Here is a 22,437-nt window from a genome sequence, read left to right on the forward strand (position 1 = left end):
CCCCAAATGCCCACCCAGGGAGTAAAAACGGGATGGAAAAAGCGCTATACCTCCCACAAAACGCGAGCAAGACTTACCGCCCCCTTACAACCTTTATTTTTATAGCCCTTACTGCCGCCTTTTACTATCTGATTGGTGCGGGCAGTAGCTATTTATCTATCCCTCCCAGCTCTGCCAGCGCCGTTTGGCCTGCTGCCGGATTCGCCCTGGTGATGATTCTTGTACTTGGACGCGCCATGGCCTGGGGAGTGTTTCTGGGTGTTTTATCATTTAACCTGTTTTTCCGTGATAACAGCTTTGATTTCGCTCAAATTGCATTGATTGATATACCGATTGCCATCGGCTCAACCCTGCAGGCATTGCTGGGAGCCGAAATTGTTAGGCGCTATGCCAAACGAACCAATACCAGCGAATATGCGCTGCTCAAATTACTGCTGATGATAGGCCCAGGTTGCTGCCTGATATCGTCAACCATTGCCTGCACAGGTCTATCACTAAACAATATCCTCCCCACCGAAGACCTCGTCCGAGCCTGGATTACCTGGTGGGTAGGTGATTCTGTTGGCGTGATGACAATCTACCCTATTTTTGTGCTTCTGCGTTTAAACTCGAATGCCAAGAGCCTGATGGCACGCTTAAGGGCTACCTCACCGGTGCTACTGGTCCTGCTGGCAGTTATTGTCTTCTTTGACTACGCCCGTGATAACGAGCAGGAGAAAATACGCACAACAACAGAAAAAGAAACCAAGGTCTTTTCCCTGGGTGTGGAAAAGCACATGACATCGATGACCAATATCGTACTCTCTGTGCATGCCCTGGTTAACAGCCACACCGATGTATCTTCACAGGAATTCTTGGATTATTACTACAACCGCTTACCCTACTACCAAGGCTTACAAGCTATCGAATGGATTCCGCACATTAACCACAAAGAACGTAATGACTTTGAAGAAAAGCTAAGCCAAATCTACCCTGGGAACTGGACAATTTCCGAACGCGATGTCAACGGCAATATGATCACCGCCAAACGGCGTGATAGTTATTTCCCGGTTTACTATGTCGCGCCTATCGAAGGCAATCAGGCAGCCATTGGCTTTGACCTGGCTTCACAGGAAAACCGTCGCAAGGCGATGGAAAAAGCGCGTCTAACCGGCAAGCTGGTAGCAACGGAAAAAATACGGCTGGTACAGGACTCCTACAATCAAGGACAAGAGCAAGCAGGTTTCCTGCTTATGTACCCGGTCTATCAGAGCGATGATTTCACTCGTTTAAAAGGCCTGGCCCTGGGGGTCTATCACGTTGGTGATCTTGTCGAAAGCGCACTCGTGGGGCTCAACACTGACGCCTATAATATCTTTGTCAGCGATATCACCCAACCCGACAAACCCGACCTGCTCTACCGCCGCTGGGATCAACCACTTGGCTCCAACACCTGGCGATCAACCTTAACCATTGGCGAGCGCACCTGGGCCATTGATTTTTGCCTTAGTGATCAGGACCTGTACAGCCAAATGGACTGGAACGTCTGGTTTGTTTTAATGGCAGGCCTGATGTTTTCCATTCTCTGTGCAGCCTTTGTCATCACCAGCCAGGGGAAAGCCCAATCCATCGCCAATGAAGTTGTGATAAAAACTCAGCAACTCAAACAAGCCAAAGAGCAAGCAGAGAAAGCCAACCGGGCCAAGAGTGAATTTCTGGCCAACATGTCCCATGAACTGCGCACACCACTTAACTCCATTATTGGCTTTACCCATCGACTGATTCACAAATCACAAGATAATCAGGATAAGCGCCTGGTAGATTCACTGGAAACCATTCATCGCAATGGCAAGCACCTGCTCAATCTTATCAATGACATTTTGGATTTATCCAAGATTGAGGCCGGTAAAATGTCCATCAGTACCGAAACCATCGCCTTGCCTGCATTAACCGCACAGCTGCAACAGCAAGCCCTGGCGCTTATTCCAGAAGGCACTTCGCTTAATCTTGTCACCCACTGCGGCGCCGACAGCATTCAAGCTGACCCCAAACGATTAACCCAGATGTTACTTAACCTCCTGTCCAATGCGGTTAAATACAGCGACCACGGCACCATAACCCTGACCATTGAGCCCAAAACCTATGAAGCTAAACCAGGAGTTAGCTTTAGTGTTAAGGATGAGGGCATTGGCATTAAGAGCGAAGATATGCACAAACTCTTCGATAAATTCAGCCAAATCAACAGCCCAGGCAAAGGCTTCATTGAAGGTACTGGGTTGGGACTGGTACTGGTTAAGGAATTCGCGGAACTGCATCAAGGTTTTATCGACGTTCAAAGCGAATGGCAGCAAGGCAGCTGCTTCAGTATCTGGCTACCGAATAAGGTATAATACCGGCCCACAAATTTTTTTGAGTTGGAGCCACCATGCTAAAAGCCCTGTTCCTGGATATGGATGAAACCCTGTGTGATACCACGGCGGCCAACCGTCAGGCACAGCAGCTATTGGGCGATAAAGTTAGCTCTCTGTATCAAGGCTCTGACGGCCAAACCTTTGCCAGCGCTTACGTGACCGGTATCTACCGTGAATGGACCGATGCCCAGCGCCAACGTTATATGCCAATAATCGAGCAACAAAGCGAAGGCGCCTTTCGCGTGCAATTAATACGCGACCTGTTGGCCGAACAAGGCATCGAAAATGTTTCTGAGGCCGATGCACAACTACTGCAAGATAAGTTCGACAGCGATCGCCTTGATGCGTTTGATTTCTATCCCGGCGTGATGGAGTTTTTAAGCGAAGCTCGCAAGCTCTTTAGCTTGGTTGTTATCACCAATGGTCCTGAGTTTTCCCAGGTTCCCAAAGTCGAAGCCGTTAACCTTGCCGATCACGTTGATCATATTATTATCGGCGGCCAGGAACCCGAACAAAAACCTGCCGTTTCTATCTTTGAAAAAGCCTTAAAGCTTGCCAACTGTGAAGCCCATGAGGCCATACATATTGGGGACAGTTTAAAAGCTGATGTGGCAGGGGCGTTAAACAGTGGGATCACTGCTGTGTGGATTCAACACCAACAACCACTGGATGCAGAACTGGGTATCAATCCGCACCATACGGTTATGCGCCCAGAGGAAATCCCAGCGTTAATCCAAGACCTGCATCAAAGCTAACGTTACAAAACCCTCGAAAAGAACACCTTACTTGGACTTAAGCTTGTGATTCGGTGCTGCCTTCCTGGACCCTCGGAGGCAGGACGCCGACGAGGGAGCGGCCAGGGATGGCGTACAGCGTTCCAGGAAGGCAGCACCGGATCGCAAGCGCCACTCACTTATTTAGCATACGTTTTTTGGAAGTTTTAAATCCAGACCGTGGCGGCCAGAGTCCCGTTGTCCCGTTAGAAACACGCTTTGCGCCATCCACTCTCGTTTACAAGCAGCGCTCTGCGTCGGCGTCCTGCCTCCGAAGGTTTCTAACGGGACAACGGGACTCTGACCTTCAATCCAAACTAATTTACTTCGAACGTAGATTTCGGATTAAGCTTCTACCTGAAAGCTTAATCCGGCGTTAGCTTGTAAACGATCGATCAATAAAGAACCCATTGCCGAAGCCGGAGTCCAAATACCACCGCTAGCGGCTTCTGGATTTTTAAGCAAAGTCACGGCGCTCTCTGCGATCATTTTACAAGTCGATCCATATCCTGGATCTTTATCACCTTTAACGCTGGCCTTAACAACATCACCAGAGGCATTACTACCTACAAACAGAACATCGTAGAAACCGGTTTCACGCTCTTCTTTTGAAGGACCTTCCCCGGGTTTTAATTTGCTCTCGGCCATAGACTTGTCTTCAGCAACAAACTTCGCCATTGCTTCGCCTTCATCACCCGGGCCGGTCAGCATCATTTCATCGTAGACAAAGTCTTCACCGTATTCGTGTTGGAGCAGGAAATTGGAACGGTGAATATTTTTGGTATTGATGGTTGCCATCACAAAAGGCGCAGACCAGCTGTTTAGATCTTCTTCAAAAAGCGGCGCCATACCATCGGGCTGTTGTGGGCCAGCAAAACCTTCGGTCAATGCAAACGGGTTCATTAGGACATTTATTAATTCTGGATTTTTGCCTGCAGCCGCCATAGTGGCTTTAAAACTCGCCATGGTGCCGCCAGAGAAAGTGCCTTTCATGGCTCTTACTCGCCCCTTAATACGGGACACAGGCCCGCCCAGCTTTTCCTTCGCAGCCTGCTGAAGATAATAAGCACCCAAGTCAAACGGCACTGAATCAAAGCCACAGGAAAAGACAATACGTGCACCGCTAGCTTTAGCAGCCTCAGCATTGACGCCGATCATTTCGTGCATCCAGGCAGGCTCACCGCAGAGATCCACATAATCAGTACCGGCTTCTGCACAAGCTTTCACCAGATCGGAGCCATATAACTGGTAAGGACCAACGGTTGTCAGCACAACGTTTGTGCTAGCCACCATCGCGTCAATGGAGCTTTGCTCGCTGGCATCGGCCACCACCAGAGGAACGTCTTTGCCAATACCCATTTCATCTCGTACGGCTTGTAACTTTTCCAGACTACGGCCTGCCATCGCCCAGTTAACGTCACCGTTTACGCCGTATTGGTTGTTGAGATATTCACATACTAGACGACCGGTATAGCCAGTAGCACCGTATACCACGATGCCATATTCACGCTGATTCGCCATTAAACTCTCCCTTCAGTTTCTTGTTTTAGAGTAATCAATCTAAAACTACCGCAAAGCCGCGCAATAAGCACGACTTTTCTTACTGTAGTACAAATACGGGGGGAAAATTTTTTAACCCACAGACTCAAGATTCCCCGTAGCCGGGGTATTGGCCAGCTTGCGCCAATGAAAAAAGCGTATCATTTGGTAGACCAAAATGGCTGTAAAAATCAGCGTACAACCCACCCACTGATTCGGTGCCAGAGTTTCGCCCAGGTATGCTGCTCCCAGAAGAGCAGTCCACATGGGCTCAAGAATCATGATCATCCCTGCGTTATTGGCATTGGTATGTTTGAAAGCATAGTTTTGCAACGCAAAACGCAGCAGTGAGGCCACCACAATACTGGCCCACAACCATTGCCATGTGCTTTCAGACCAGGTGAATTGCACACCTTCGGTAAACACAGCCAATACCGCACACACCGCGCCCACCATAAACATCTGAATGGCCGCCAGTGCCATTGGTGGCATCAGGGTGGAATGTTTGGCCGTCATCACGAATTGTCCGGCCAGGATTACCGCCGATAGCAGCAGATACAGCTGGGACGCCTCAAAATGAACATCGCCATCCAGCGCCAAAGCCGCCAGTCCCAGCACGGCTAATAGCAAAGGCCACAACATAAATAGCGGAAACTTGGTGCCGTAAACAATCCTACCGGCCAAGGGCACAAACACCACCGCCAGACTGCAAATAAATGCGCTCTCCCCCAGATGCTTACTCATCGCCAGGCCTTTAACCCAGGCCAACATGGCAACGGCAAAAAACAATCCCAACCCTATAGCCGTTAGCCACTGTTGCCGATTCATGGCCGCCAACTGAGGATATAGTATTAATCCCAACAAACCTCCGGCAAGGATAAAGCGCACCGCCATAAACTGCATGGGCGCAGCTTCGAGTAAAATCTGTTGCGAACACAACCAGCCAAAAGCCGCCGCCAGGGTGACCAGAATCAGGATTAAATCACCTTTAATCTGGGCCATTAGACGTACTTCACCGCACCGCCATCAATGCGGATATTTTGACCATTGATAAAGGCTGCACGCTCGCTGCACAAAAAGGCGACCAGATCCGCCACTTCTTCGCAGCGGGCAATACGACCACAGGGGTTAGGGAAATCCTGTGCAACCACCATGGCCTCCCAATCATCACCCCAGCCTTTCTTTTGCGCTCGAGCGCGATAACTTTCCTCAACCTCACGGGTCAAAATCAACCCTGGCGCGACGGTATTAACCGTAATGCCGGTATTGGCGAGTTCATGGGCAAGACTGACACTGACAGTAGCCAGGGCGCCTTTAGCAGCATAGTAAGCGGGCATGATATGGCCTGGAGCATGTGAGCCAATGGTGCCCAAATTGATAATGCGCCCCCAGCCTCGGGACTTCATCCCCGAGACGAGCCCCTGGGCAAGACGAGTGGCAGACAGCACATTCTTTTGATACATCTCCAGCCATTTGGCGGTATCGGTATCCCGCCACTTGTGGAAATCGGTGGTGCCGTAGTTATTGATCAGAATATCGACTTCGGTATCCTGCAGCTGCGCCAGCACCTGCTCACAGCCTTCTTCTGTGGCCAGATCACCAACAATATCCGCATCCTCGGCGCTGTTGGCGTGCACCAATACCTTCACACCTTCAGCTTTCAGGGAATCAGCAATCACCTGCCCGGTGCCGCGGTTGGCTCCAGTGACCAGTGCTGTCTTGCCGTGAATACCTAAATCCATTGCCTTCCCCCATAGCCTTTTACGAATCGGCAAACATCATAGCGCCTCAGTTCAGTAACACCAGAGCGGTTTCGGTCATTTGCCTGTCATTATCGACCATCCAGTCTGTTCAACTTAAATTTCGACTATTCTGGAAATATAGTTGACAAAAGCAGCCCAACCCCGCTACCTTACGTACCATGGAACATACCGATGCCGCCAAAAAACTTGCCGAGCTGGGTCATATCACCCGCCTGGCCATTTATCGTCTGCTGGTTAAAGCAGGCCCTGAAGGGCTTGCTGTCAGTGATATTCAGCAGCAACTGGACATCCCCGGCTCAACCCTGTCTCACCACATCAACCGGCTGGTGGGAGCAGGGCTGATGACCCAGGAACGTCAGGGCCGGGTATTACGTTGTGAAGCCTGTTACCCCGCGCTGACCCAGTTGGTGGATTATTTAATGGAAGAATGCTGCGCAGACCAACCCTGCTGCAGCGAATAACACAGGCAGAGATAACACTGCCGCAGGCTGGGCCAAAACATGGCCCTTTATTTTTCACTATTATTTCCATATTTCTGGAAATATAGATTTAAAAGAGATAATCACTATGCACATACCAACACTCTCAAAGGATCAGGTACAACAGCAGTTACAAACCACTCCTCAACAGGACCATAAGCCAAGAATCCTGGTGCTTTATGGCTCACTACGCAGCGGAGCCTACAGCCGCTTGTTGGCAAACGAAGTTGTTCGCTTGCTCGAAAGCTATGGCGCCGACGTCAGGCTATTCGATCCAGAGGGTCTACCCATTTACGACGGTGAAAATACAGAGCATCCCAAAGTACAACAGATACGTGAGTGGTCGGCATGGTCAGAGGGGCAGGTGTGGATAAGTCCGGAAATCCACGGCAATATCTCAGCGGTCTTTAAAAACCAGATCGATTGGCTGCCATTGGATCAATCTGCTGTAAGAGCCACACAGGGAAAAACCTTAGCGGTTATGCAAATCAGCGGCGGTTCACAATCATTCAACACTGTGAATTCACTGCGAGTACTTGGACGCTGGATGCGGATGTTTACCATCCCCAATCAATCATCCATCGCCAAGGCCTGGCAGGAGTTTGATGAAGAGGGTCGCCTAAAGGACTCATCTTTCAGGGATCGTGTAATTGATGTGGTTGAAGAGTTATTTAAAACTACGCTGTTAATGCGTGAACACAGTGAATTTCTGACCGAGCGATTTAGTGAGAACAAAACACTGTCAATGGAAGTCGCCAATATTGCGGAAGCAACAGGATTAAATGAACTATCGCCAACCAACTGTTGCCCATCACAAAAGCAAGCATGCTGTTAATTCATCTCGTTCGAAGTAAATTGCTTCGACTTAAGGTCATAACCCCGGAGTCCCTTTAAAGACCTTCGGAGGCAGGACGCCGACGCAGAGCGGGCATGGATGCCGAAAAGCGTGTCTTTAAAGGGACTCCGGGGTTGTGGCCGCCACAATCTAAATTTAAAACTACGATGACAACAGTTCTTAAGAAGTGAGTGGCGCTTGCGATCCGGTATACCCTTCCAGGAACGCTGTTCGCCATCCCTGGCCGCTCCCCTTCGGCGTCCTGCCTCAGAGGGTCCTGGAAGGGTATACCGAATCCCAAGCTTAAGGCTGACCATAGATATTCTTTCCGTCTAAAGTAGTTTTTACTAGGTGCCAACTCGATTCATTTATGGTTCAGCGATAGAGACTATACTTAGAATATTATTAGCCCTGGTTGTATCCCTTATGGCCAACGTTCTCTCTACACGATTACTGCTAGCTGTAACTCTATTGGCAATGTTAGGTTGCAGCGGCATTCCTAAAGACGATTTCAAGCAGAAGTTCGGGCTTGCTTCAGATTACTTTGGTCCTCATTTCGAGTTCTTTTATGTGCCGTCTTACGGCTGGATTGCCGACCGTGAATTCGTCAAACTCACCCCTCTAGGCGATCCCTCGGCTGATGCGTATCAGCTGGCGCAAATGTTAAGCCTGGGAGCCACCCAAACTACACGTGTAGCCGTTTACAGCCCTACCCCGGAAAAAGCCCACAATATTCTACGCAATGCGCTTTATCTACAACACGGCGAAAAGCTCCCCTATTTGGAAATTCTGGTGATTGGCAAAACGGATGATGTCTCTACGATCGAAGAGGATGTGTTACAGGTAGATGCAAAATTTCACGCCATTCATGCAGACACAGCCTGGTCAAACACCTATTAAGTTCAACACGTCATCTACGCTTTATTTACGCCTTTTAGCGGGCACAAATTCACCCACTGTTGTGCAGCTTTAACCCACTTAATTTCCCTAACAACCCATGTAATCGCGCGGTAAAAAGACAACAGCATGGTCTGAACCTTGCAAGATGACTGTAATCGTTTTAGTGACTATTACCACATCATCATGCTAAAAAAAGCTGCGCTTTTTATCTTCGTACTACTGACCAGTGGAACCGGGCTGACTCTTTATCTTCCGGAGTATATTCCTCCAGGAGAAAACCCCAAACCCTTTGTGATTCTGGAAGATTCACTCAAGCAAGCATTGCAGGAAAATCTGTACCTGTATTCCAGTTATGCGTTTGATGAATCCTCGGAGGACAAGAGCCAACCGGCTATACAAATCGGCATCTATGCTACGTTGGCAGATGCCCGTGTAGCGGCCTATGAGCTGGCCCGGAAGGACATCACGTTATCCCAGCTGCCAACCATTTTTAAAGCCACAGATATCAAACGCCAGTGGTATGTTATGGCACTGGGACCACTGCAAGATAAAACCGAATCACAACACCTGTTACTGCTGTTGCAGGAACAGTTAATCCCTGCATCCCCTATTGTCTGGCCCATCGCGCCGAAGAAATTCGATAGTCTTAAGTGAGCAAGAGCAATGACAACCAACACTTTACTGCAAAGGCCGTTTTTGGCGCTTTATCTTACATTTAAGTAAAGCCAGCAAATGGAAGAAAGGTGTATATGGTAGAATACAAAAAAGCCGGACACTGGATATAGTAGTGCCAGGCTAAAATAACTGAAACATTCAAAAAGACGTGATTGACGCCAGAAATTTCAAACTATTTTTAAGACTATGATTTGGAAGACTAAAGTGCTTGTACACCCAAGTGCTTTTCTACAGCCTCAACAATGGGAACATTCGCAGCGGGAAACTGGTAGTCAGACAACTTCTCCGGACTAACCCAACGCACGGTTTGCCCTTCGTTACCCACAGGCTCACCAGTAAAAGCCGTGACCAACCACACATCCAATAAAACCGACTTGTCAGGATAATCGTGACTAACTTCGATTAACTGTTCACAATCAGTTACAGAAATCGCCAACTCCTCTCGCAACTCACGCGCTAAGGCATCAGCAACGGGTTCACCGGTTTCCACTTTGCCACCGGGAAACTCCCACAAACCACCCTGATGCGCAGTCTGTGGTCGCAACGCCAGAAGAATATTACCGCCAGCCGAGAGAATCACGCCAGCCGCTACATGGATACGCTTTTTTTCCATAACCATTACCGCTCTGTTTTAAGTGCGGTATTCCGCATTAATGGTGACATACTCGTGAGACAGATCAGTGGTCCATACCCGGTCTTTGCTCTTGCCACGGCCAAGATCAATCCGGATGGTGATTTCTTCCAGATCCATTACCGCCTGACCCGCTTCTTCAGTGTAGGAGGCAGCACGACCGCCGTTTTCAACAATGAGCACATCACCAAGATGGACACGAACCTTCTCAGCATCCAAACCATCAATGCCCGCATAACCAATCGCCGCGACAATACGTCCCCAGTTAGGATCAGAGGCAAACAACGCTGTTTTTACCAGCGGTGATTGCGCGACAGAATAGGCAACCCGCGTACACTCACTGCGATCGGCGCCACCTTCAATTTGCACGGTGACAAACTTGGTTGCCCCTTCGCCATCACCAACGATGGATTGCGCCAGCTGAATATGGACGGCAACTACCGCGTTGTATAACTTGGCAAATAATTCACCACTGGGATCGGCAATTTCTGGCAAGTTGGCTTTGCCGGTAGCAATCAGCATGCAGGAGTCATTGGTGGAGGTATCACCGTCGACGGTAATGCGATTAAAGGATTGATTCGCGGCTTTCTTGACCAGCTGCTCTAACAGTGGCTGTGCCACTTTGGCATCGGTGGCGATATAGCCCAGCATGGTCGCCATATTGGGTTTGATCATGCCCGAACCTTTGGCAATACCGGTTACCGTTACGGTTTCACCGTCATGCTCAAATTGCATGCTGGCACCTTTCGGCCGGGTATCGGTCGTCATAATGCCCTTGGCTGCCGCTTCCCAACCGCCTTCACTGAGGTTTTTTACCGCTTGCGGTAGAGCTGCCGTCATACGTGGCATCGGCATTGGCTCACCAATCACACCGGTTGAAAATGGCAATACCTGTTCGGCTCTGGCACCAACTAGCTGCGCCACCAATTCACAACTGGCACGAGCATCAGTCATGCCCTGTTCACCGGTGCAGGCGTTGGCGTTACCAGAGTTAATGACCAGGTAACGAGCAGAGGTTTTGGCCAGGTGTTCACGGCACAAGGTTACCGGTGCCGCACAGAAGGCGTTTTGGGTAAATACACCGGCGACATTGGAGCCAGAACAGGCTTCTATCACCACCAGGTCATCACGGTCGCCGACATTGGATCCCGCTTTAATACCAGCACTGGTCGTACCTAAACGCACACCGGCTACGGGATGCATGGGGGGAAATGGAAAATGTCCAACGGCCATAAGCGCCTCGAAATCTTTTAACTGTTTAAAATTAACAAATTATATAAACGAAAAAGGCCAAGTGCTATCACTTGGCCTGGTATCACGTCTCGCGTTTCGCCTGAAGCGTTACGCCAGTTTACCGCAACACTGTTTGTACTTTTTACCAGAGCCACAGGGACACGGATCATTTCGGCCAACCTTTTGATCAGCACGCACATAGGGCGTGTGTTCAGGATCAGGTTCAGCCTCGGCATCTGCCCCTTCAGCTGCCAGGGCATTGGCCTGGGCGTGCTCAAGTTGCATCTTCTGCTCGGCTAAAGCCCGCAGACGCTGGCGCTCCATTTCTTCCATTTGTTCCTGGGTTACCGGCTCAACACGGGCCAGAATTTTAACCACTTCGTGTTTGAGGCTATCCAGCATTTCCTGGAACAGCTCGAAGGATTCACGCTTGTATTCCTGCTTCGGATTCTTCTGTGCAAATGCACGCAGACCAATACCCTGACGCAGGTGATCCATATTGGCCAAGTGTTCTTTCCACAGGCCATCCAGCACTTGCAACATGATCTGCTTTTCAATCTCCTGCATGACAGGACCAAACTGCTCAACCTTTTGATCGTAGGCAGTTTGTACTTCAGTCAGAATCTTCTCGCGCAGGGTTTCTTCGTGCAGGTGATCGTCTTTTTCCAACCACTCGCCAACAGGGATTTGCAGACCCAGCTCATTGGTTAGGTGCTCTTCCAGACCTTTAACATCCCACTGTTCTTCCAGGCTTTGCGGAGGAATATAGCCGTTAACGGTTTCGTTAATCACATCGGCGCGAATGGCGGTAATGGTTTCGGCGATGGTTTCAGACTCCAGCAATTCGTTACGCTGCTGGTACACCACCTGACGCTGGTCGTTAGCCACATCATCGAATTCCAGTAACTGCTTACGAATATCGAAGTTACGACCTTCTACTTTACGCTGGGCTTTTTCAATGGCGTTAGAGACCATACGGTGCTCAATGGCTTCGCCTTTTTCCATACCCAGTGCCTGCATAAAGCCACGCACACGGTCAGAGGCGAAGATACGCATCAGGTTATCTTCCATCGACAGGTAGAAACGGGAAACACCCGGATCCCCCTGACGACCGGCACGACCACGCAGCTGGTTATCAATACGGCGACTCTCGTGGCGCTCGGTACCTATAATATGTAAACCACCGGCATCCAATACTTGCTGATGACGTTGTTTCCACTCAGCTCTGATGGACTCAGTCTGTGCATCGGTAGGATTTTCCAGTTCTGCTACTTCAGCTTCCCAGTTACCGCCCAATACAATATCGGTACCACGACCGGCCATATTGGTAGCAATGGTTACCGCACCTGGGCGACCGGCTTGAGCAATAATTTCCGCTTCTTTAGCGTGGTACTTGGCGTTCAGTACCTTGTGATCAATACCGGCCTTTTTCAGACGCTGGGACATTTCTTCAGAAGACTCAACTGAAGCAGTACCCACCAGAATCGGGGCGCCTTGATCACGGTAGCTTTTTACGTCTTCGCAGATTGCATCAAACTTCTCGTCGATCGACAGGTAGATGAGGTCATTCATATCCTGACGCGCGACAGGTTTGTTAGGTGGAATAACCACCACGTCCAAACCGTAAATATGATGGAATTCGAAGGCTTCAGTATCCGCAGTACCGGTCATGCCCGACAGGGTTGGGTACAGGCGGAACAGATTCTGGAAGGTGGTGGATGCCAGGGTCTGGCTTTCCTGCTGAATTTGAACACCTTCTTTGGCTTCAAGAGCCTGATGCAGACCTTCTGAAAGGCGACGACCAGCCATGGTACGACCGGTGTGCTCATCGATCAGCACCACTTGATTGTTCTGAATGATGTAGTCCACATCGCGACGGAACAGCATGTGAGCACGCAGTGCCGCATGAACGTGATGCAACAACGTCAGATTGGTTGCGGCATAGAGGCTATCGTGCTCTTCCAGCAATCCATCATTAACCAGCAGAGATTCGATCCTTTCGTGACCGGCTTCGGTCAGTTCTACCTGGCGTGACTTCTCGTCAACAGTGTAATCACCAACTTCCTCTTCCGAGGGAATGCCGTCCTCAACCATTGGTTGGGCTTTCAGCATCGGAATATACTGGTTCATGCGCTTATAGAGCGCCGAGCTGTCTTCCGCAGCACCAGAGATAACCAGCGGCGTACGCGCCTCATCGATGAGGATGGAGTCCACCTCATCGACAATGGCAAAGTTCAGCGGACGCTGCAGCTTGTCTTCCTTACGTAGCGCCATATTGTCGCGCAGGTAATCAAAGCCAAACTCGTTGTTGGTGCCGTAAGTAATATCCGCTTCATAGGCCTGACGTTTCAGCTCAGGATCCTGCTGAGACTGAATCACACCGACTTCCAGGCCCAGAGCCGTATACAGGGGGCTCATCCAGTTGGCATCCCGGCTGGCTAAGTAATCGTTCACGGTTACTACGTGTACGCCGCGACCTGAAATCGCATTGAGATAGGCGGCCAGGGTGGCCATCAGGGTTTTACCCTCACCGGTACGCATCTCGGCAATACGACCTTCATGCAGGGTGATACCACCGATCAGCTGTACATCGAAGTGGCGCATTTCCAGCACCCGGCGACTGGCCTCACGACAGGTCGCAAAGGCTTCGGGCAAGATTTTGTCCAGGGTTTCACCATCGGCAAAGCGCTGCTTGAACTCGGCGGTTTTGTCCTTAATCTGGTCGTCCGACAGAGCCTGGATATCCCCTTCCAGCTCGTTAATGCGTTTAACCAGTTTCCCCATCCGCTTGAGTTCGCGGTCGTTCTTGGAGCCGAAAATGCCCCGTATCAGTTTGCCTATCATGAAACAGTCCGAATTTTATTATTTGCCCGGTATTTACCGGTTACAGCTGGGTATTAACAAAGGATGCAAGTAAACCGAAAGGTGCCTGCAGAAGCAAGCAATTTGCAGAACTATCTTACAGTACTACCGGCTTGCGCGGTGAATATAAGCGGCAGGATCGACCGCACGGCCGTGCTTATAGACTTCAAAGTGGACATGGGGGCCGGTGGATCGGCCACTGGAACCCATGAGGGCGACAACCTGGCCTTTCTTGACGATGTCGCCAACTTTAACCAGGTTCTTGGAATTGTGTGCATAACGGGTAGAGAAACCACCACCGTGGTTCACTTCAACCATATCGCCATAACCATGGCGCTCGCCTGACCAGGTAACAACACCGGCGGCTACAGAAATGATGTCAGAGCCCATCTTACCGGCGAAATCCACGCCGCTGTGCCAGGCAATGTGACCGTTAAAGGGATCAGTACGGCGGCCAAAGCGGGAAGACATCCAGCCTTTTTTCACCGGACGGCCAGCAATAAAGATATCACTTTGGATTTTACGCTTGGCCAGCAGGGCCTCAAGGGTTTCCAGCTGTTGCTCACGGTCTTCAATTTGATCGGTCAGGTTATCAATCACTCCCAGGAAGCCTGGTGCACTGTAGGCTTCGCCCAAATCGTTGGACTCGGGGCCACCAATGGCCGGCGGGTGACTGAAATCAAATTCGCCTTTATCGAGTTTGGCAATAGTCGTTAGACGTTCACCCAGTGCATCGAGGCGAACAAGGCGGGCCTGTAGCTCAGCCATACGCAGGGTCAGGGCTGCCAACTGCTCTTCAGCGTGGCGACGGGTATCAGAAACCTGATCTTTTTGAGCTTTGAGGGCGCGATTCCAGATTTTGGTGGAATCATTGGTAAAGACATCGGCGCCATCGCCTTTGGTAGACTGGTAACCTAACCAGCCCCCCATGCCGACGGGGATGCCCAGTAAACATACAGACACAAGTGCACGCGTCCAGCCCCCAAAGGTAAAGCTGCGCGTACGACCATGACGCTTACTGACGACGATGACTTTCATTGCGGTATGACGGCGATATGCCTATACGGCCCATTCAATTCTTATAGTAGATGCTTGTGCAGATCCTTTCCTACAAGCAACCGAATCCTTTAGCCCTGATGTCGTCCCTTGGCACGGGCTTCTTTTGTACAAGACAAATCTACCAAATTTTTTGATTAGATCTGCCTATAAGATCACATTAGCCTTATAACTAGGCTAAATATGGCATATAAAACAAGGAATTACCAACAGTTATTGAGGTATCGCTCAAAGCCTTGAGCTGGAGCAACACAGCACGTCAAATATCAATCACATCGCCAAAACAGGCTTAATGTAAGAGATTGGTGCCGTAGATTCGTCCTCAAAGGTCACCACTTCCCAGGCATCCTCTTGCGCAATTAGCTGACGCAGGGATTTGTTGTTCAGTGCATGGCCGGACTTATGGGCCTTGAATTCACCAATCAGGCTATTGCCCAACAGGTACAGGTCACCGATGGCATCCAGAATCTTGTGCTTTACGAATTCGTCTTCGTAGCGCAGACCGTCTTCGTTGAGGATACGGTACTCGTCGACAACAATAGCGTTATCAACACTGCCGCCTTTGGCCAGGCCCTGGGAACGCAGGTACTCTATCTCGTGCATAAAGCCGAAGGTACGCGCGCGGCTCACTTCTTTTACAAAGGACGTACTTGAGAAATCAACCGCCGCTTCCAGAGTGCGATCCTGGAATACCGGATGGTCGAAATCGATGGAAAAAGAGACTTTAAAACCGTCAAATGGCAGGAAACTGGCAACTTTATCGCCATCCTCAACCACCACAGGACGTTTGATACGGATAAACTTCTTCGCTGCATTCTGCTCTTCTATACCAGCAGATTGAATCAGGAAGACAAAAGGACCAGCACTGCCGTCCATAATAGGCACTTCAGCGGCACTGACTTCGACAATGGCATTATCAATGCCCATGCCCGCCATGGCGGATAATAAATGCTCAACGGTAGATACACGCACATCCCCTTTCATCAGGGTTGTGGATAAGGTGGTATCTCCCACATTTTCAGCCTTGGCCTGGATTTCTACCACAGGATCCAGATCAACGCGACGGAACACAATGCCTGTATCAACAGGTGCTGGCAGCAGGGTTAAGTAGATCTTTTCGCCTGTGTGCAAGCCCACGCCAGTAGCGCGGATAGCATTCTTCAGTGTACGTTGTCTAATCATAGAAGCGTCTGTCTTTTTCCGGGGCAGATGAAACGGCGAATGTTAGCAGAGTTAGCAGCGTGAAACCAATACTAAAGTCTCATACTTGAACGTCCTTGTTGGAGGGGATTCTGCCGTCAATCTGTCCACTTATTGATCAAACCACTACCCAGGGCCATACCACTACCCATCAATAGGCAGTTGCCAGTCCTTTACTATGTCCTGGTACTTATTTATTAGGCGAATGCAGCTTAGGGATTCTGCATCCGCCCAATAAGACCAGGATCAGGCAAAAAAGTTTAATCTGCCTGGCGACGCAGGAATGCCGGGATATCCAGATATTCCATATCACGATCTTCCGGCAGTGGCTGGGCAGTCGCCGCAGAACCCTGGCTGGCCGCCGCACGCATTACTGCAGGCTTATCCAGCTCGGCATAGTCTGGCTGGCCGGTAGCCGCTGAACGCTTGGTATTATCCACAACAACCTTGGTAGGCTGTGGTCGCTCAGCGGTTTGTGGAACACCCAAACCAGTCGCAACAACCGTTACGCGCAGCTCTTCGGTCATCTCTGGGTCAATTACAGTACCCACAACCACGGTCGCATCGGCAGAAGCAAACTCTTCAACGGTGTCGCCGACTTCGGAGAACTCACCCAAAGACAGATCCATACCGGCAGTAATATTAACCAGAATACCGCGCGCGCCCTGCAGGTTGATATCTTCCAGCAGTGGGCTGCGAATCGCCGCTTCAGCCGCTTCACGGGCACGGTTCTCACCGGTACCGCTACCACTGCCCATCATAGCCATGCCCATTTCAGACATAACCGTGCGCACATCGGCGAAGTCGACGTTGATCATACCTGGGCGGATAATCAGATCGGCAATACCCTGTACTGCACCCAACAGAACATCGTTGGCCGCTTTAAAGGCATCCAGCAGGCTGGTGGTTTTACCCAACACCGCCAGCAGCTTTTCGTTTGGAATAGTAATTAAAGAATCCACACGCTCTTGCAGTTCTTTAATACCGGCATCGGCAATCGCCAAACGCTTTTTACCTTCAAACGGGAAAGGTTTGGTAACAACCGCCACGGTCAGTATGCCCAGCTCTTTAGCCACTTCAGCAACAACCGGAGCACCACCGGTACCGGTACCACCGCCCATGCCGGCAGTAATAAAGACCATATCGGCACCGCTTAATACTTCAGCAATACGCTCACGGTCTTCCATAGCCGCCTGGCGACCCACTTCCGGGTTAGCACCGGCGCCCAGACCCTTGGTCATGTTGCTGCCCAACTGCAGAACGGTGCGAGCATCAATATCTTTTAACGCTTGAGCATCCGTATTGGCACAAACAAATTCAACACCATCAACTTCATTGGCGATCATATGTTTAACGGCGTTACCACCACCGCCACCAACACCGACAACTTTAATAACCGCATTTTGCGGTACGCTATCTACCAGTTCAAACATGAGTTTTCCCCTCTTTTCCCTAATAAAAAAACTAACACTAATTAATAAAAATACAAATTTTTGAACAACAATTTTGTTTCAGAAAAACGTTAAAAATTTCCCTGGAACCACACTTTCACTTTATCCCACCAACCATTCGAAGATTCCTGGCTGACATAGGTATTTGCAGCCCGCCCTTCACGTTGGTGATTTACCGCATACTGCAATAAACCCACACCGGTTGAATAAATCGGGTTATTAACAATATCGCTAAGGCCACGTACATTTTGTGGTGTACCCAAACGCACTGGCATATGGAAAATTTCTTCAGCCAAATGCACAACACCTTCCATTTTTGCCGTACCGCCGGTTAAGACGATTCCCGCCGCACACAGATCTTCAAAACCACTGCGGCGCAGCTCAGCCTGTACCAGGGTAAACAGTTCGTCATAACGTGGCTCGACCACTTCAGCCAATGCCTGGCGCGACAAATCCCGCGGCTCGCGATCTCCAACACTGGGCACCTTAATAGTTTCTTCTGCACCGGCCATTTTGGCCAGGGCACATGCATATTTGATCTTGATATCTTCAGCATGGGGCGTTGGAGTACGTAGCGCCATGGCGATATCGTTAGTGACCTGGTCACCGGCAATCGGAATAACGCCCGTGTGACGAATCGACCCCTCGGTAAAGATGGCAATATCGGTGGTACCACCGCCGATATCCACCATGCAAACACCCAGCTCTTTTTCGTCCTCAGTCAGCACCGAATAGCTGGATGCCAACTGTTCCAAAATAATGTCTTCAACTTCCAAACCACAGCGACGAATACATTTCTCAATATTCTGTGCAGCATTCACAGCGCCAGTCACCAGGTGCACTTTTGCTTCCAGACGCACACCTGACATCCCCAGAGGCTCTTTAACGCCTTCCTGATCATCGATCAGATATTCCTGCGGCAAAATATGCAGAATTTTTTGATCCGCCGGGATAGCCACGGCTTGGGCTGCATCTATAACCCGCTCAACATCGTAACCGTGCACCTCTCGGTCTTTAATCGCCACGATACCGTGGGAATTCATACTGCGTATATGGCTACCGGCAATGCCCGCATAGACTGAGTGAATTTGGCATCCCGCCATCAACTCTGCCTCTTCAACAGCTCGCTGAATAGATTGCACTGTCGATTCAATATTGACGACCACACCTTTCTTCAAACCAGAAGAACGGTGAGAGCCGATACCGACAATTTCAATTTCACCTTCCGCTGAAATTTCCCCAACGATTGCCACAACCTTGGATGTACCTATATCCAGGCCAACAATCATTCTATTTTCATTTGACTGAGCCATATTTAGCTAACCTCTTTAGCTAACTTCTCTGTAACCAGCATCCCTACTGTCGATTTAATCACTTTACGCTGTATGTAACTGTTTACCGCCAACTGAATACTGTGTCAGAGATTTATCTGTCACCTGTTTCCAGCCAATAGCAACCCCATTGCTATATCGCACATCGATTCGCTCTATTTCGCCTAACCGCTGCTTTAACTGCTGCTGATAGACCACCAGGAATCGCCCCACTTTTTCCATCACCTGATCACGACCGATAACAATGGGTAGATCATTGTCCAGTGTTAAAGTCCATGCCAGGGTTGCATCCGCTTGCAAACCTTTTACTTCCAAGCCGTACTTGCGCAATAACTGCGATAACACCTGATACTGTTCCATCACCTTTTGCGATGATGCATCCGGCCCTGTTAATACAGGCAAGCCATTCAGCTCACTGCTATCAGACAGCAGGATAACTTCACCACGTTGGTTCAGTACCCCGAGCGCGCCCCAGCGAGCAATGGGTTGATGCTCTTTAATGCGCACTTCCAGACTGTCCGGCCAACGGCGACTGACTGCGGCGTAATCAATCCAGGCTTGCTGCTGTAAATGCTGCTGGATCTTGCGTAAATCCAAACGCACAAAACTGCTGTCCAAGGCTTCGTAAACCAGTCCTGCCACCTGTTCACGATCGATAAAGGTAAACTCCCCTTCTATCGACACATGGGCTACCGGTTTGGCTGACCAGGTAATTGCCAACTGCACAACACCTGCGACCATTGTGCTTAACACAGCAGCACCCAGTATTCTCGCCATCCACGCACGTATACGGCCATTACCTTTCACTGGGGTGTTGGCTTGTTGCCTAACGGCCCCGCGGGGTTTGACCGGTTTATCGGCGTAGCGGCGATCAACCATCAGGCTTCTCCCGCCGTTTGTAAAAGCACTGTTGCCACTAACTGCTCAAAGCTCAGGCCTTTAGCTGCTGCAGCCATGGGTACCAAACTGTGGCTGGTCATACCCGGAATCGTATTGACTTCCAGAATGTAAAAATTGCCTTGTTCATCGGCCATAAAATCAACACGGCCCCAGCCTTCACATCCCAACGCAGCAAATGCCTTCAGAGCGATATCTTTTAGCTGCGCCTCAGTCTCAGCCTTCAAACCACACGGGCAGATATAGCGCGTGTCGTTGGAAATATACTTGGCTTCGTAATCGTAAAAGGTGTTGTCCGTTTCCAATTTAATGGGCGGTAAAGCTTCATCACCTAAAATCGCTACCGTGTACTCACCACCGTGAATAACACGCTCGGCAAATACACTGGCATCATATTTGGCTGCCGTGTGGTACGCCGCTTCCAAGGTGTCCGCAGCATTCACTTTGGACATACCAATACTGGATCCCTCGTGCGCAGGTTTAACCATCACCTCAGTACCCAAACGCGCCATCACGCTGGCAAAATCACTTTCGGCACTTAGCGGTTCATATTCAGGCGTCGGCAAACCGGAAGCGCTGAAAATCTGTTTACTACGCCATTTATCCATGGCGATAGATGAGGCCTGCACACCACTGCCGGTATAAGGCAAACCCATAAATTCCAGTACAGCCTGAATACGACCGTCTTCCCCACCCTTACCATGCAGGGCGATAAAGACGCGATCCAACTTGGCAGATTTAATCTGCTCAATGGCATCTTCCTGTAAATCTATTGCAACCACATCGGCTCCCAGCCCCTGCAGTGCTTCAAAGACTGCTGAACCACTCTGCAAAGAGATTTCACGCTCTGCCGATGTACCACCAAACAACACACCAATACGCCCCAGCTTTTGTAACTGGTCTTTGAGTGCTTGCGTGTTGCCTGCGGATGTTTGTTTTTTGGCTTCTGCCATGTTTCTACCTGTAACTACTTAATTTACTACTGGGTCAGCTTGCGCTTTGCCAATTCAACCGCCAACAACCCTACGTTGCCGGCCCCCTGGGTAATCACAATATCCCCAGGTTGAACAATGTCTTTAATCACTTCCGGCACACCGTCGATGCCTTCAACAAAAATCGGATCTAATTGACCGCGATTGCGGATACTGCGACACAGGTGACGACTGTCGGCACCGGCAATCGGATCTTCTCCAGCGGCATACACTTCCAGCAGCACCAAACTGTCCACCTGTGACAGCACATCGACAAAGTCTTCGTATAAATCCCGTGTCCGGGTATAACGATGCGGCTGATAAACCATAACCAAGCGACGCTCGGGCCAACCTTCACGCACCGCACGAATGGTTGCGGCCACTTCACGGGGATGGTGACCATAGTCGTCCACCAACATGGCGCCACCACCATCAACCGGATACTCACCGTAAACCTGGAAGCGACGACCAACACCCTGGAAGTTACTAAGACCCGTTTGGATCGCTACATCGTCCAGACCTTCATCGGTTGCAACCGCGACAGTCGCCGTTGCATTCAATACATTGTGTAAGCCCGGCATATTGATGGTAATCGCCAGTTCTGGCTTGCCATCCGGACGCTTCACTTTAAAGCGTGTGCGCATACCATCCTGCTGCACATCGTAGGCCTGAAAATCATTGCCTTCATCAAACCCGTAAGTCAGAGTTGGTCGTGCAATATCAGGAATAATTTCCTGCACTACCGGGTCATCACCACACACCACCGCCAATCCATAAAATGGCAAATTGTGCAGGAACTCAACAAAGGTTTTCTTAACCTTGCTGAAATCACCGTCATAGGTGTCCATATGATCGGCGTCAATATTAGTCACCACTGCAACCATTGGCTGCAGATGCAGGAATGACGCATCACTCTCATCAGCTTCTGCTACCAGGTAGCGACTGGCACCCAGCTTGGCGTTACTGCCCGCACTGTTTAACAGACCACCGATAACAAAAGTCGGATCGCGATCACCGGCTGCCATCACTGAAGCCAGCAAACTGGTCGTGGTGGTTTTACCGTGGGTCCCGGCAACGGCAATGCCGTGACGGTAACGCATTAATTCGCCCAGCATTTCTGCACGGCGCACAATCGGAATACGTTGCTCACGGGCACCGATCATCTCCGGGTTGTGATTATCCACCGCACTGGAATTCACCACCACATCGGCACCGACAACATTATCTTCTTTATGACCGATAAATACGGTCGCGCCCAAACTTTCCAGGCGCCGCGTGGTAGCCGACTCTCGTAAATCCGAACCACTGATTTTGTAACCCTGGTTAAGCAGAACTTCGGCAATACCGCTCATGCCCGCACCGCCGATACCAATAAAGTGGATTCGACCAATACGGCGCATTTCTGGAATCTCAAATACCGGAGTTTCCATTTCCGCCTGCTCTGTTGTGTT

General features: G+C 50.1%; 19 protein-coding genes. 6 read left to right on the forward strand and 13 right to left on the reverse strand.

The features are described 5' to 3' along the window. Positions 1 to 32 precede the first annotated feature (32 nt). Positions 33 to 2,369: a CHASE domain-containing protein gene (locus ACGHZ6_RS17445; RefSeq protein ID WP_390615289.1), complete on the forward strand. Its 2,337-nt coding sequence runs from the start codon at positions 33 to 35 to the stop codon at positions 2,367 to 2,369. Positions 2,370 to 2,404: 35 nt separating this feature from the next. Continuing rightward, the gene (locus ACGHZ6_RS17450) at positions 2,405 to 3,145 is read left to right on the forward strand and encodes an HAD family hydrolase (protein ID WP_390615290.1); all 741 of its coding nucleotides are present in this window, start codon (positions 2,405 to 2,407) and stop codon (positions 3,143 to 3,145) included. Positions 3,146 to 3,508: 363 nt separating this feature from the next. Here the strand turns inward: ACGHZ6_RS17450 and ACGHZ6_RS17455 are convergent, their stop codons facing one another. The 3 genes from ACGHZ6_RS17455 to ACGHZ6_RS17465 form a co-directional block, all read right to left on the reverse strand. Further along, positions 3,509 to 4,684, reverse strand: coding sequence for a saccharopine dehydrogenase family protein (locus tag ACGHZ6_RS17455; RefSeq protein WP_390615291.1), 1,176 nt, complete (start codon positions 4,682 to 4,684; stop codon positions 3,509 to 3,511). Between the two features lie 111 nt (positions 4,685 to 4,795). Then, positions 4,796 to 5,704, reverse strand: coding sequence for a DMT family transporter (locus ACGHZ6_RS17460; protein WP_390615292.1), 909 nt, complete (start codon positions 5,702 to 5,704; stop codon positions 4,796 to 4,798). Further along, on the reverse strand, positions 5,704 to 6,444 hold the full coding sequence (locus ACGHZ6_RS17465) for an SDR family NAD(P)-dependent oxidoreductase (protein ID WP_390615293.1): 741 nt from the start codon (positions 6,442 to 6,444) through the stop codon (positions 5,704 to 5,706). Before ACGHZ6_RS17465 ends, ACGHZ6_RS17460 begins: the two co-directional genes overlap by 1 nt. Positions 6,445 to 6,623: 179 nt before the next feature. Between ACGHZ6_RS17465 and ACGHZ6_RS17470 the strand changes: the two genes are divergently transcribed. From ACGHZ6_RS17470 to ACGHZ6_RS17485, 4 genes are all read left to right on the forward strand, one after another. Next, the gene (locus tag ACGHZ6_RS17470) at positions 6,624 to 6,926 is read left to right on the forward strand and encodes an ArsR/SmtB family transcription factor (protein WP_390615294.1); all 303 of its coding nucleotides are present in this window, start codon (positions 6,624 to 6,626) and stop codon (positions 6,924 to 6,926) included. A gap of 106 nt (positions 6,927 to 7,032) precedes the next feature. Further along, on the forward strand, positions 7,033 to 7,779 hold the full coding sequence (arsH, locus tag ACGHZ6_RS17475) for an arsenical resistance protein ArsH (RefSeq protein ID WP_390615295.1): 747 nt from the start codon (positions 7,033 to 7,035) through the stop codon (positions 7,777 to 7,779). Positions 7,780 to 8,205: 426 nt separating this feature from the next. Further along, positions 8,206 to 8,679, forward strand: a complete 474-nt coding sequence (locus ACGHZ6_RS17480; RefSeq protein ID WP_390615296.1) for a hypothetical protein — start codon at positions 8,206 to 8,208, stop codon at positions 8,677 to 8,679. Between the two features lie 138 nt (positions 8,680 to 8,817). Beyond that, positions 8,818 to 9,333 carry a hypothetical protein gene (locus ACGHZ6_RS17485; RefSeq protein ID WP_390615297.1) on the forward strand — a complete coding sequence of 172 codons (516 nt, stop codon included), beginning with the start codon at positions 8,818 to 8,820 and terminating at the stop codon, positions 9,331 to 9,333. A gap of 220 nt (positions 9,334 to 9,553) precedes the next feature. Here the strand turns inward: ACGHZ6_RS17485 and mutT are convergent, their stop codons facing one another. The 10 genes from mutT to murC form a co-directional block, all read right to left on the reverse strand. Next, positions 9,554 to 9,967 (reverse strand): 8-oxo-dGTP diphosphatase MutT, encoded by a 414-nt coding sequence (gene mutT, locus ACGHZ6_RS17490; protein WP_390615298.1) that lies wholly within the window; start codon positions 9,965 to 9,967, stop codon positions 9,554 to 9,556. Positions 9,968 to 9,985: 18 nt separating this feature from the next. Further along, the gene (gene argJ / locus ACGHZ6_RS17495) at positions 9,986 to 11,218 is read right to left on the reverse strand and encodes a bifunctional glutamate N-acetyltransferase/amino-acid acetyltransferase ArgJ (RefSeq protein WP_390615299.1); all 1,233 of its coding nucleotides are present in this window, start codon (positions 11,216 to 11,218) and stop codon (positions 9,986 to 9,988) included. Between the two features lie 108 nt (positions 11,219 to 11,326). After that, a complete protein-coding gene (gene secA / locus ACGHZ6_RS17500; RefSeq protein WP_390615300.1) occupies positions 11,327 to 14,062 on the reverse strand; it encodes a preprotein translocase subunit SecA in 2,736 nt (911 codons plus the stop codon). 123 nt (positions 14,063 to 14,185) lie between these two features. Then, complete coding sequence (locus ACGHZ6_RS17505; RefSeq protein ID WP_390615301.1) at positions 14,186 to 15,118, reverse strand: M23 family metallopeptidase; 933 nt, start codon at positions 15,116 to 15,118, stop codon at positions 14,186 to 14,188. Positions 15,119 to 15,406: 288 nt separating this feature from the next. After that, the gene (gene lpxC / locus ACGHZ6_RS17510; RefSeq protein WP_390615302.1) at positions 15,407 to 16,318 is read right to left on the reverse strand and encodes a UDP-3-O-acyl-N-acetylglucosamine deacetylase; all 912 of its coding nucleotides are present in this window, start codon (positions 16,316 to 16,318) and stop codon (positions 15,407 to 15,409) included. 278 nt (positions 16,319 to 16,596) lie between these two features. Then, complete coding sequence (ftsZ, locus tag ACGHZ6_RS17515) at positions 16,597 to 17,769, reverse strand: cell division protein FtsZ (RefSeq protein ID WP_390615303.1); 1,173 nt, start codon at positions 17,767 to 17,769, stop codon at positions 16,597 to 16,599. Between the two features lie 89 nt (positions 17,770 to 17,858). Beyond that, entirely contained in the window at positions 17,859 to 19,100 is a 1,242-nt protein-coding gene (gene ftsA, locus ACGHZ6_RS17520; RefSeq protein WP_390615304.1) for a cell division protein FtsA, read from the reverse strand. Between the two features lie 63 nt (positions 19,101 to 19,163). Then, positions 19,164 to 19,997, reverse strand: coding sequence for a cell division protein FtsQ/DivIB (locus tag ACGHZ6_RS17525; protein WP_390615305.1), 834 nt, complete (start codon positions 19,995 to 19,997; stop codon positions 19,164 to 19,166). Continuing rightward, positions 19,997 to 20,968, reverse strand: a complete 972-nt coding sequence (locus ACGHZ6_RS17530; protein WP_390615306.1) for a D-alanine--D-alanine ligase — start codon at positions 20,966 to 20,968, stop codon at positions 19,997 to 19,999. Before ACGHZ6_RS17530 ends, ACGHZ6_RS17525 begins: the two co-directional genes overlap by 1 nt. A 26-nt stretch (positions 20,969 to 20,994) precedes the next feature. After that, entirely contained in the window at positions 20,995 to 22,416 is a 1,422-nt protein-coding gene (murC, locus tag ACGHZ6_RS17535) for a UDP-N-acetylmuramate--L-alanine ligase (RefSeq protein ID WP_390619181.1), read from the reverse strand. Between the last annotated feature and the right edge of the window lie 21 nt (positions 22,417 to 22,437).

This window comes from Maricurvus nonylphenolicus (genome assembly GCF_042854845.1).
Taxonomy (GTDB): domain Bacteria; phylum Pseudomonadota; class Gammaproteobacteria; order Pseudomonadales; family Cellvibrionaceae; genus Maricurvus; species Maricurvus nonylphenolicus.

Coding starts and splice junctions, on each gene's coding strand:
- ACGHZ6_RS17445 (WP_390615289.1), top strand. CDS start 33: ATGGAAAAAGCGCTATACCTCCCACAAAACGCGAGCAAGACTTACCGC.
- ACGHZ6_RS17450 (WP_390615290.1), top strand. CDS start 2,405: ATGCTAAAAGCCCTGTTCCTGGATATGGATGAAACCCTGTGTGATACC.
- ACGHZ6_RS17455 (WP_390615291.1), bottom strand. CDS start 4,684: ATGGCGAATCAGCGTGAATATGGCATCGTGGTATACGGTGCTACTGGC.
- ACGHZ6_RS17460 (WP_390615292.1), bottom strand. CDS start 5,704: ATGGCCCAGATTAAAGGTGATTTAATCCTGATTCTGGTCACCCTGGCG.
- ACGHZ6_RS17465 (WP_390615293.1), bottom strand. CDS start 6,444: ATGGATTTAGGTATTCACGGCAAGACAGCACTGGTCACTGGAGCCAAC.
- ACGHZ6_RS17470 (WP_390615294.1), top strand. CDS start 6,624: ATGGAACATACCGATGCCGCCAAAAAACTTGCCGAGCTGGGTCATATC.
- arsH (WP_390615295.1), top strand. CDS start 7,033: ATGCACATACCAACACTCTCAAAGGATCAGGTACAACAGCAGTTACAA.
- ACGHZ6_RS17480 (WP_390615296.1), top strand. CDS start 8,206: ATGGCCAACGTTCTCTCTACACGATTACTGCTAGCTGTAACTCTATTG.
- mutT (WP_390615298.1), bottom strand. CDS start 9,967: ATGGAAAAAAAGCGTATCCATGTAGCGGCTGGCGTGATTCTCTCGGCT.
- argJ (WP_390615299.1), bottom strand. CDS start 11,218: ATGGCCGTTGGACATTTTCCATTTCCCCCCATGCATCCCGTAGCCGGT.
- secA (WP_390615300.1), bottom strand. CDS start 14,062: ATGATAGGCAAACTGATACGGGGCATTTTCGGCTCCAAGAACGACCGC.
- ACGHZ6_RS17505 (WP_390615301.1), bottom strand. CDS start 15,118: ATGAAAGTCATCGTCGTCAGTAAGCGTCATGGTCGTACGCGCAGCTTT.
- lpxC (WP_390615302.1), bottom strand. CDS start 16,318: ATGATTAGACAACGTACACTGAAGAATGCTATCCGCGCTACTGGCGTG.
- ftsZ (WP_390615303.1), bottom strand. CDS start 17,769: ATGTTTGAACTGGTAGATAGCGTACCGCAAAATGCGGTTATTAAAGTT.
- ftsA (WP_390615304.1), bottom strand. CDS start 19,100: ATGGCTCAGTCAAATGAAAATAGAATGATTGTTGGCCTGGATATAGGT.
- ACGHZ6_RS17525 (WP_390615305.1), bottom strand. CDS start 19,997: ATGGTTGATCGCCGCTACGCCGATAAACCGGTCAAACCCCGCGGGGCC.
- ACGHZ6_RS17530 (WP_390615306.1), bottom strand. CDS start 20,968: ATGGCAGAAGCCAAAAAACAAACATCCGCAGGCAACACGCAAGCACTC.
- murC (WP_390619181.1), bottom strand. CDS start 22,416: ATGGAAACTCCGGTATTTGAGATTCCAGAAATGCGCCGTATTGGTCGA.